Source organism: Dactylosporangium sp. NPDC006015 (assembly GCF_040614215.1).
GTDB lineage: Bacteria > Actinomycetota > Actinomycetes > Mycobacteriales > Micromonosporaceae > Dactylosporangium > Dactylosporangium maewongense.
Window position 1 is genome coordinate 25453 of the sequence record NZ_JBEXUD010000082.1, and the last position, 6456, is coordinate 31908.

6 protein-coding genes are annotated in these 6456 nt (G+C 76.3%); 1 reads left to right on the forward strand and 5 read right to left on the reverse strand.

What is annotated here, in order from left to right; genetic code table 11:
* The 5 genes from ABZ321_RS56410 to ABZ321_RS56430 form a co-directional block, all read right to left on the reverse strand.
* On the reverse strand, window positions 1-612 hold the full coding sequence (locus ABZ321_RS56410) for a DNA-3-methyladenine glycosylase (RefSeq protein ID WP_354905050.1): 612 nt from the start codon (window positions 610-612) through the stop codon (window positions 1-3).
* On the reverse strand, window positions 594-1241 hold the full coding sequence (locus ABZ321_RS56415; protein WP_354905039.1) for a TetR/AcrR family transcriptional regulator: 648 nt from the start codon (window positions 1239-1241) through the stop codon (window positions 594-596). Before ABZ321_RS56415 ends, ABZ321_RS56410 begins: the two co-directional genes overlap by 19 nt.
* 7 nt (window positions 1242-1248) lie before the next feature.
* Window positions 1249-2751 carry an MFS transporter gene (locus tag ABZ321_RS56420; RefSeq protein ID WP_354905041.1) on the reverse strand — a complete coding sequence of 501 codons (1503 nt, stop codon included), beginning with the start codon at window positions 2749-2751 and terminating at the stop codon, window positions 1249-1251.
* 98 nt (window positions 2752-2849) lie between these two features.
* On the reverse strand, window positions 2850-3728 hold the full coding sequence (locus ABZ321_RS56425; RefSeq protein ID WP_344503616.1) for a GNAT family N-acetyltransferase: 879 nt from the start codon (window positions 3726-3728) through the stop codon (window positions 2850-2852).
* Entirely contained in the window at window positions 3725-4840 is a 1116-nt protein-coding gene (locus ABZ321_RS56430) for a M20 family metallopeptidase (RefSeq protein WP_354905043.1), read from the reverse strand. Before ABZ321_RS56430 ends, ABZ321_RS56425 begins: the two co-directional genes overlap by 4 nt.
* Before the next feature lie 167 nt (window positions 4841-5007).
* On the opposite strand from ABZ321_RS56430, the gene ABZ321_RS56435 reads away from it, so the two are divergent.
* Window positions 5008-6456: AfsR/SARP family transcriptional regulator (locus ABZ321_RS56435; RefSeq protein WP_354905045.1), on the forward strand; the 1449-nt coding region annotated here is incomplete at its 3' end.

Sequence of the window (6456 nt, forward strand, 5' to 3'; positions counted from 1 at the left end):
TCACATCGCCTGTTTCGGCGTGTGGCGCCGGTACGCGCTGACCGTCGCGTCACCGGTGACCCAGAAGCGCCACGGGACGTCGTGCGCGCCGGTGACGCCGACGCGGGGGCCGGTCGAGACGGCGAGGGCGGGCACCGCGGCGGCCGGGGCCCGCAGCAGGGGCGGGTCGCCGAGGAGGTAGGTGCCGTAGAAGGACCTGTCGATGCCGAGCGCGGAGCACAGCCTGGCGGGGCCGCGGGCCAGCTCGGCGTCGGTGCGCGCGGCCGGCCGGCGCGACCGGGCGACCGGCAGGCCGTCGACGACCTCGCCGGCCCGCAGCAGCACCGCCGACGCGGTGCCGTCGGTGCCGGTGACGACGTTGACGCAGTAGTGCATGCCGTAGGTGAAGTAGACGTACGCGTGGCCGGCGGGGCCGAACATGATCTCGTTGCGCGGGGTGCGGCCGCGGTGGGCGTGGGAGGCCGGGTCCTCGCCGGTGCCCGAGTACGCCTCCACCTCGGTCAGGCGGACCGTCACCCCGCCGGCGGTCAACGTGCAGCCCAGCAGGGCCCGCGCGGCGGTGTCGACCGGGCCCGCGAGGTCGTCGGCGAGGGTCACTGCGAGATCCGGCAGATGCGCAGGACGACCGCGTCGACGGACTCCTCGAACGGCGGCCACGGGAAGCCCGGCACGAACTGGCGCATCATGACCGCGCCGTGCAGCGCCGTCCACACCAGCGCCGCGTCGGCGAACGGGTCGGTGCTGGTGGACCGGCCGGCGGCGACGCAGGCGGCGAGCGCGTGGACGAGCACCTCGAAGGACTGCAGGCGGGACCGCCACTTCGGGGGCACGTCCTCCAGCTTCAGCGGCATCTTCAGGTCGGGCCGGCCCTCCCGGAGGCGGCCGAACAGCACCCGGTAGCGCGCCGGCTCCCGCATCGCGAAGTCGACATAGGCGTGGCACCCGGCCAGCAGGGACGCGACGCAGTCGTCGTCGGCGAGCGCCGTGGTGGTGTCGATGACGATCTGCCGCAGCCGGTCGAACGCGATGTCGAGCACGGCCTCGATGACGGCGTCCCGGTCGGCGAAGTGCGCGTAGATGGACGGCGCCGCGATCCCGGCCTCCCGGGCCACGGACCGCAGCGTGATCGCGGCATCGTCGCCCTCGCGCTCCAGGATGCGTTCGGCGGCGGCGACGATCTCGTCGCGCAGGAGGCCGCCCTCGCCCCTGCGGTTGCGAGTGCGGCCTCCCGATGTCGTCATCGGTCCATCATGCCGGTTGGGCGACGAGCTGCGCCTCGGCGGGCGCGGTGCGGGCGGCCGCCGGGCGGATCACGGCCACGGCGACGGCCATCAGGGCCGCGATGGCGGCCGCGACCAGGGCGCCGCGGTCCATGGCGGCGGTGAAGGCGGCGTCGGCGGCGGACAGGACCTGCTGCGCGTCGGCGGGCGGCATGGTGGCCGCGGCGGCGTGGGCGGCCGGCAGGTCCGCGCCGGGCAGGACGAGGGCGGGGTCGCTCCGGTACGCCGAGGAGACGACCGTGCCGAGCACCGCGATGCCGAGGACGCCGCCGAGCTCGCGGATGACGCTGTTGAGGGCGCCGGCCATGGAGCTGTACTCGGGCGGGACCGAGCCGCTGATCTGCAGGCTGGCCGGGGCCATCATCATGCCCATGCCGAGCCCGATCACGCCGGTCCCGAATGCGACCTTCCAGAACTCGGTGCCGACCCCGGTGGTGGACAGCGAGAGCAGCCCGGCGACGGCGAGGGACAGGCCCAGCACGAGGGTCCAGCGCACGCCGAGCCGCTTCGACAGCAGCGCCGAGGTCGCGGAGGTGGTCGCCATCGCGACGGCGAAGGGCATCGCGCCCAGGCCGGCGACGAGCGGGCTGTACCCGTGGACGAGCTGCAGGTACTGCGACAGCTCGAACAGCGTGCCGAAGAGGACGAAGAACACGACGGCGAGGGACAGCGCGGCGAGCAGGAAGGTGCGGTTGGCGAACAGGTCGAGCCGCACCAGCGGCGACGCCGCCCGCAGCTGCCACGCCACGAACAGCGCGGCCAGGACGACGGCGGCGCCGAGCTCGGCGAAGCCGAGCGGGGCGGTCCAGCCGCGGGCCGGGGCCTGGATGACGAAGTCCACCAGCAGCGCGACCGCGGCCGTGGACAGCAGGGCGCCGAGGATGTCGAGGCGGCCGGTGCGCACCACCGGGACGGCCGGCACCAGCCGGACCACCGCGACCAGCGCGCCCGCGACCAGCGGGACGTTGATCCAGAAGGCGCTGCTCCACGAGTAGTGCTCCAGCAGCGCGCCGCCCGTGACCGGGCCGATGAGCACGCCGATGCCCGCCGCCGCCGACCAGGCCGCGAACGCCTTCGGCCGCTCCGCCGGGGAGAAGATGCGGGTGATGATGGCGAGGGTCGCCGGCATGACGAACGCGGCGCCGAGCCCCATGACGGCCCGCCACGCGATCAGCTGGCCGGGCGTGTCGGCGAGGGCCGCCACGGCGGAGCCGCCGCCGAAGACCACGAGGCCGCCGATCAGGGCGCGCCGCGAGCCGAGCCGGGCGCCGAGGCTGCCGGCGAGGATCAGCGCCGAGGCGAAGACGAGGGTGTACGCGTCGGTGATCCACTGCAGGTCGGACGTGGTGGCGTGCAGCCCGTGCGCCAAAGACGGCAGGGCGGTGTTCAGCACGGAGTTGTCGAGGGTGACGGCGACCAGGGTGAGGCTGAGCACCGCGAGCGCGGCCCACCGGCGCGGGTGTTCGGACATCGGAAACCCCTTACGGACGTTTGTTTACGCCCGTAAGGTTAGACACGTCAGCTAACGCTTGTAAAGTTATCGGTAGTCGATCCGCGACGTGGCGGTCGTCACCCCTCCTCGGTGAGCAGGTAGTAGCCGTCGCGGGAGAACCCGGCTATCCGCCAGCCGGCGGCGAGCCGCCCGGCCATGACGTCCCGCACCGCGAGCCGCCACGCCGCCGCGCCCGCCGGGTCGCTGGCCCGCAGGCCCTCCACGTCCGGCGGCACGGCCACGAGCACCGCCGGCGCCGGCACGGCCGGCAACCGCAGCGGCGTGCCGTCGCCGGCACGGTCGAGGAGCTTCGCGGTGCCGGCGACGTCGACACCGGCGGGAGTGCCGTGGGCGGCGGCGACGGCCTCGGGCGCGGCGAGCCGCCACACGAGCAGCAGGCGGTCGCTGAGGTCGCCGCTGTTGATGCCGTCGGCCATCGCGCCGTAGAACTCGGGCAGGTAGCGGACCGCGTGGCCGCCGAGCTTGCGCAGGTTGAAGGAGGCGTTGCGCAGCACGAGCGGGTCGTAGGTCCAGCGGACCTCGGGCACGTCGCGGGCGAGCGTCCAGGCCCGCTGGTGCTGCTTGATCGCGAACCCGACCCCCGCGCCGAGGCCGCCGGGCTCGACCCCCGCGACGAACGAGTGCAGGTGCGGCGTCCCACGCTCGTCCCGGCCGAAGAAGCCGACCGCGGCACCGGTCAGCCGGCCGCCACGGTAGGCCCCGGCGACGTAGTTGCCGGAGTGCGCGTAGGTCCGCAGCAGGCCCGGCGCGGCGATCTCGGCCCGGTGATCGGCCCGCCACACCCGCTGCAGCAGCACCGACACGTCGTCGAACGCGGCCCGGCCGGGCACGTCGGCGGTCTCCACGATCTCGACCCCGGCCCGCTCCGCGGCCGCCGCCGCGCACTCCCACGCGTCCGCCACCGGGGAGGCGGCGTCGGCGGCGGCCAGGTTCACCGTAACCGGCCGATCGCGTCGACGAGGCCGGCGACGAGGGCGGCCCGCTCCGGCATGGTCGCCAGGTCGGACCACTCCCCTTCGGCGTGCGCGTTGCCGCCGATGACGCCGAGCCCGTCGAGGGTCGGCACGCCGATGCCGGCGGTGAGGTTGCCGTCGGAGCCGCCGCCGACCGCCTCGCCCGAAAGCGGCGGCAGGCCCAGCTCGGCGCCGACCCGGCGGGCCAGGGCGAACAGCGACGCCGACGCCGACTCGGGCATCGCGGGCCGGGACGGGCCGAGCTCGACGGTCAGCTCGGCGCCCGGCAGCACCGGCCGCAGGCCGCGCAGCGCCGTGTCGACCCGGGTCAGCTCGGCCGGGTCGAACGCGCGGACGTCGACGCTGACCCGGGCGGCGGCCGGCACCGTGTTGCTCGTGGTGCCGACGACGGCGTCGGTGGGGGTGACGGTCGTGCCCGGTGGGGCGCCGAGCGCCGCGACCCGCAGCACCTGGTGCGCCAGCTCGACCCCGGCGTTGATCCCGAGGTGCGGGGCGACCCCGGCGTGCGACGCGCGGCCGGTGACCCGCAGCGAGTAGTGCGCGATGCCCTTCCGGGCGATCTTCAGCCGGCCGTCGGCGCTGCCCTCGAGGATCAGCGCGCCCGCGGCGCCGGCGGCCGTCTCCTCGATGAGCGCCAGCGAGGTCGGTGAGCCGATCTCCTCGTCGGAGTTGCACACCACGGCGACGCCGTCGAGGTCCGCGACCGCCGCCAGGGCGTGGAAGAGCACGACCAGGCCGCCCTTCATGTCCACGACGCCGGGGCCGGTGCACCGGTCGCCGTCGACGGCGAACGGCCAGCGGGCCAGGGTGCCGACCGGCCACACCGTGTCGAAGTGCCCGACGAGCACCACGCGGACCGGCCCGTCACCGAAGCGCCACCGCAGGTGCGGCCGGTCGGCGACGACGACCCGCTCCGGCGCCAGCCCGGTGCACCGCCGGCCGAGCCCGGCGACGACGTCGGCGCATCTGGCCAGGGCGTCGAGGTCGGCGGACGGCGACTCGACGGCGACGAGCCCGGCAAGGTCCTCACGCATGACGGGCGCGGCAGCCCGCAGCTTCTCCAACGCGCTCATCGATCCAACCTATCCGGACCACCGCGGCGACACCCCGGGGGCAGGCGGCGAAGACCGCCGGCGCGCCGGTTCGGTTGCGTCGTCAACAGTCGGACACCCGGCGGTCAGCGCCCGGGTTCATCGATACGTTCGAGGGAGTCAACCGTTGGGGGGCGGCGGCGTTGCGGGTGAGGCTTCTCGGTCCGGTCGACGTGCTCGTCGACGGTGCCGCGCGCCCCGTGCGTGGGCAGCGGCGCAAGGCGGTCCTCGCGGTCCTCGGCCTGCACCCGGGCGAGGTCGTCAGCACCGGGCGCCTCGTCGACCTGGTGTGGGGCGACGCTCCCCCGCCGAACGCCGTCAACGCGTTGCAGAGTCACGTGTCGTACCTGCGACGCGCCCTCGGCGACAAGGCCGTCATCGCGTCCCGTCCACCCGGCTACCTGCTCGACGCGGGCGGCGACGGGACCGACGTCGCGGTCGCCGAACGGCGCATCGCCGCCGGCCTGCAGGAGGCCGACCCTGCGGCCCGCGCCCGCCACCTGCAGGCCGCGCTCGAGCTGTGGCGCGGCACGCCCCTCGCCGACACCGGCGGGCTGCCGTGGCTCGACGAGCAGGCCGAGCGGCTCGGCCAGCTGTGGCTGCGCGGCCGGCGCGCCCTGCTGGAGGCGCGGCTCGGGCTGGGGCAGCACGCGCAGCTGCTGCCGGACCTGGAGCAGCTGACCCGCGAGCACCCCTTCGACGAGCAGCTGCACGGGCTGCTGATGCTCACGCTGTACCGGCTGGGCCGCCAGGCCGACGCCCTCGCGGCGTTCCGGCGGCTGCGCGGCACGCTCGACGACGACCTCGGCATCGAGCCCGGCGCCGCGCTGCGCGACCTGGAGGCGGGGATCCTGCGCCAGGACCCGGAGCTGGACGCGCCCGCCCCGGTCGCCGCCACCGCCCCCGCGGTGCCGGCCCAGCTGCCCCTGGCGGTGGGCACGTTCGCCGGCCGGACCGGCGAGCTCGCCCGCCTCGACTCGCTCCTCACCGGAGCCACCGGCGACACCGCAGACACCGGTGCCGGTGGGGTCGCGGTCGCCGCGGTCACCGGGACCGCGGGCGTGGGCAAGTCGGCGCTGGTCGTGCACTGGGCGCACCGCGCCGCCGGGCGGTTCCCCGACGGCCAGCTGTACGTCAACCTGCGCGGCTTCGACCCCGGCGGCCGGCCGGTCGACCCCGCCGACGCGGTCCGCGGGTTCCTCGACGCGTTCGGGGTCGCCGCCGCCCGCGTCCCCGCCGGGCTCGCCGCGCAGGCCGGCCTGCTGCGCAGCCTCCTGGCCGGCCGGCGGGTCCTGATCGTGCTCGACAACGCCCGCGACGCCGAGCAGGTCCGGCCGCTGCTGCCCGGCACCCCCGGCTGCCTCGCGGTCGTCACCAGCCGCGACGCGCTCACGTCGCTGGTCGCCCTCGAAGGGGCGCTGCCCGTCGCCGTCGACCTGCTCAGCGCCGGCGAGGCCGGGGACCTGCTGGTCCGCCGGCTCGGCGCGGCCCGGGTCGCGGCCGAGCCCGCGGCGGGCCGCGCGGAGGGGGGCCCCGGCGGGCGGGCGGCCCCAGGCCGACCCGGCGGCCCCCGGCGGGCCGCGGGCCCGCCCGGCGGA

What these genes read in the sequence shown, in the direction of transcription:
- ABZ321_RS56415 (WP_354905039.1), bottom strand. Translation starts at nt 1,241, where the DNA reads ATGACGACATCGGGAGGCCGCACTCGCAACCGCAGGGGCGAGGGCGGC.
- ABZ321_RS56420 (WP_354905041.1), bottom strand. Translation starts at nt 2,751, where the DNA reads ATGTCCGAACACCCGCGCCGGTGGGCCGCGCTCGCGGTGCTCAGCCTC.
- ABZ321_RS56430 (WP_354905043.1), bottom strand. Translation starts at nt 4,840, where the DNA reads ATGAGCGCGTTGGAGAAGCTGCGGGCTGCCGCGCCCGTCATGCGTGAG.